The organism is Luteibacter sp. (assembly GCF_051958795.1).
Lineage (GTDB): Bacteria > Pseudomonadota > Gammaproteobacteria > Xanthomonadales > Rhodanobacteraceae > Luteibacter.
Window position 1 is genome coordinate 1 of sequence record NZ_JBQCFT010000383.1, and the last position, 2,866, is coordinate 2,866.

The following is a 2,866-nucleotide window of genomic DNA, read 5'->3' on the forward strand; positions in this document are numbered from 1 at the left end:
GGATGCACAGCTCACCGCCGAGATCGAACAGCTCGTGCTGCACCTGGACCAGGACCTCGCGGATCGCCTCGCCAGTGCCCTCGCTGGCGATGACCATGCCGAGCGTGCTGTTGAGCTCATCGACGGTGCCGTAGGCGGCCACCCGCAGGGAATCCTTGCCGGTGCGGCTGCCATCGCCCAGGCCGGTGCTGCCATCGTCACCGGTACGCGTATAGATCTTCGAAAGTCGGTTACCCATCGGGCGATTCTAGCCTGCGGCGGGCCGCCGCACCCACGGTGCGTGCACGTGGCGGCGTTATGATGCGCCGCATGAGTCCCGCATCTCCCATCCTCATCGTCGGCGGCGGCCTGGTCGGCGCCAGCCTCGCTATCGCACTGGATTCCGCCGGTATCCCGGCCATGCTGGTGGAGGCCGCCGCGCCGCGCGTGGGCGACCAGCCCAGCTATGACGAGCGCAACCTGGCCCTGGCCCGTGCCACCGTCAATGGCCTGGCCTCGATAGGGGTATGGGACCTCGCCCGCGCCCGGGCGACGCCGATCACGCATATCCATACGAGCCGTGCCGGCGATTTCGGCAGCGTGCGCATGGATGCCGCCAGCGAGGGCGTGGACGCGCTCGGCTGGACCCTGCCCGCGCGCGAACTCGGCGAGGCGCTGCTGCGTCGGCTCGATGGCTGCCGCCTCCTGATACGCATGGCGCCGACACGGGTCGAGCGGATCGACCCGGTGGACGATGCCTGGCTGGCGACCATCACCGGGCCCGGCGGTACGACGCAGGTCCGCACGCCGCTGGTGGTGGGCGCCGATGGCACGGGTTCCGGTATTCGCGCCCAGCTCGGCATCGGCACGCGCGAGCACGATTACGAGCAGGCCCTGTTCGTGAGCACGATGACGCCGGAGCGCGACCCCCGTGGCCGCGCGTTCGAGCGTTTCACCGATGAGGGCCCGGTAGCCGTGCTACCGCTCGCGGAGAGGCGCGTGGGGCTGGTGCTCACCGTGGGTGCCGAACGCGCCGACGAGGTCGCGGCGCTGGATGACGCGGGCTTCGCGGCCCTTGCGCAGGCCCGCTTTGGCTGGCGCCTGGGCCGGCTGGCCCGGCCCGGCAAGCGCGTGCCGTACCCAATCCGTCGGGTCGCCGCGGAAGCGCTGACCGCCCAGCGCGCGGTGCTCGTGGGTAACGCCGCGCAGACCGTGCACCCGATCGGCGCCCAGGGGTTCAACCTTGGCCTGCGCGATGCCCTGACCCTTGCCGAGCTGGTCGCCGCAGGTGGCGATCCGGGCGCGCCGGCCTTGCTCGCGGAATACGCGCGCCGGCGTAGCCCCGATCGCGAAGGCACCATGGCGATGAGCCACGGCCTCATCCGGCTCGCGTGCCTCGACCAGCCGTTCCTCGGGCCGCTGCGCTCACTGGCCATGCTGGCGCTGGATCGCGTGCCGCCGCTGCGCCACGCACTGACCCGCCGCGGGATGGGCTTCCGCGAAAACGCGCCGTTCGCCGTGCGGGAGAAGACACCGTGAGCGATCACTGGAACATGGATGCGCCCCGCCGCCGTGGCGGGCTGCTGGATGTCGCTGTCGTTGGCGGTGGCATGGTGGGCGCCGCCGCGGCGCTGGCGTTGGCGCGTGCTGGTTTCAGCGTGGCGCTTGTGGATGCGCGCGAACCGACGCCCTGGGCCGCCGCGCATGACGTGGACCTGCGCGTCGTAGGCCTGGCACCGTCGTCGCTCCAGCTGCTCGACCAGCTCGGCGTCTGGCCGGCCATCCGCGATGGGCGCGCATCGCCTTACGAACGCATGGTGGTCTGGGACGCTGAAAACGGCGCCACGCTGCATTTCGATGCCGCCGATGAGGGCCGCGACGTGCTCGGCTACATCGTCGAGAATAACCTGGTGCAGGCGGTGCTCTGGCATGCGCTGGACGATGCCGGCGTGCGCCGCGTGGTGCCGGCGGAAGTCACCGGTTACAGCATGCGCGAAGACCGCGCGCAGCTGGATCTTGCGGATGGCCAGGTGCTGTCGGCGAAGCTGGTGGTCGCCGCGGATGGCGCGGCATCGCCGCTGCGCGGCATGGTCGGCATCGGCACGCATGGCCGCGATTACGCGCAGCGAGGCGTTGTCGCGCACGTGGCCACGGCGCGGCCGCACGAACGCACGGCGTGGCAGCGTTTTCTTCCCGGTGGCCCGCTGGCGTTCCTGCCGCTGGCCGATGGGCGCAGTTCCATCGTGTGGTCCCTGCCGGAAGCCGAGGCGCAGCGCGTGCTCGCGCTCGATGACGAGGCCTTCCGCAATGAGCTCGGAGTCGCCAGCGATTTCCGGCTGGGGCCGATCGAAAGCGTGACGCGCCGCGCTGCATTCCCGCTGCGCCTGAATCTTGCCGACCGCTACGAAACCGGGCGGCTGGTGTTGCTGGGTGATGCGGCGCACGCGGTGCATCCGCTCGCGGGGCAGGGGGTGAACCTTGGCCTGCGTGACGTGGCCGAGCTGCGCGATACATTGGTCGATGCCCGCGCCGCCGGCCGCGACATCGCCGCGACCCACGTGCTGCGCCGCTACGCCCGCCGCCGCCGCAGTGCCGACGAGCTCGATGCGCGCTCGTTCGACGCCCTCGCGCGCATCTACGGCTGGACCGCCGCACCCCTGGTCACTGCCCGCGGCCTCGGCGTCCGCCTCGTCGACGCCATCACCCCGCTAAAACGCAAACTGGTCCGCCACGCGGCAGGCTTCTAATAGCGCCGCCTTAACCTTGTGGGAGCGGGGGGGGGGGGGGCGGGGGCGGGGCGCCCCGCGCCCACCCCCCGACCGCGCGGCCCCAACACCCCCCCGCCCCGCAAGGGTGCCCCCCCCCCCCCCCCCGCGCGCCCCCGCCG

The 2,866-nt window shown here is 72.1% G+C and carries 3 protein-coding genes; 2 read left to right on the forward strand and 1 reads right to left on the reverse strand.

The features are described 5' to 3' along the window. Positions 1–238 (reverse strand): ATP:cob(I)alamin adenosyltransferase (locus ACTHLF_RS20330; protein ID WP_440329908.1); only part of this gene is annotated, 238 nt, incomplete at its 3' end. Between the two features lie 71 nt (positions 239–309). On the opposite strand from ACTHLF_RS20330, the gene ubiH reads away from it, so the two are divergent. After that, entirely contained in the window at positions 310–1,518 is a 1,209-nt protein-coding gene (gene ubiH, locus ACTHLF_RS20335) for a 2-octaprenyl-6-methoxyphenyl hydroxylase (RefSeq protein ID WP_440329910.1), read from the forward strand. A 14-nt stretch (positions 1,519–1,532) separates the two neighbouring features. Beyond that, positions 1,533–2,726, forward strand: a complete 1,194-nt coding sequence (locus ACTHLF_RS20340; protein ID WP_440329912.1) for a UbiH/UbiF/VisC/COQ6 family ubiquinone biosynthesis hydroxylase — start codon at positions 1,533–1,535, stop codon at positions 2,724–2,726. The last annotated feature ends 140 nt before the right edge of the window (positions 2,727–2,866 follow it).